We start from the raw sequence: 408 nt of genomic DNA, 5'->3' as shown, positions 1-408 counted from the left end.
CGGACGCGTCCGAAAGCCGCGGCAAAAATCGGCTCGCACGCCGTCATCGCGGTGACGCTGCGGCTGCAACTGGTGAAACCGGCCCCGGGTGCTGCCGTCCTCGATCGCTTCGAGATCGCCGGTATGCCCGAAGGCGATCGCGTTTGGCTGGATGCCCTCAACCTGGAGGCCGGCGGCGCGCAACGGATCGCACGCGCCGAGTTCTACAACGTCAAGCCGGATGGGCTTGAGCCGCTGGTTGGTGCAGCGACTTCGGCCGTGGTCGTGCAGAGTGACCTGTCGGCCGAAGCAAGGCCTTTCGGAGCGACAGAGCCGGCCGCGGAAACGGCTATCTCGGAGACCTATGTGGCTTCGATCGACGAGCTTCAGGCTTTTGTCGAAATCGTGCGGCGCGCGGGCGTCACGAAC

The 408-nt window shown here is 65.7% G+C and carries 1 protein-coding gene; it reads left to right on the top strand.

Annotated features, from left to right (window positions below):
• Positions 1-408: hypothetical protein (locus IC50_RS26115; protein ID WP_035711470.1), on the top strand; the 408-nt coding region annotated here is incomplete at both ends.

Origin of the sequence: Bradyrhizobium genomosp. I (2014), assembly GCF_000261685.1 — a bacterium.
Taxonomy (GTDB): domain Bacteria; phylum Pseudomonadota; class Alphaproteobacteria; order Rhizobiales; family Xanthobacteraceae; genus Bradyrhizobium.
The sequence above is the reverse complement of the archived record's forward strand: the minus strand, read 5'-3'. Positions and strand labels throughout refer to the sequence as shown.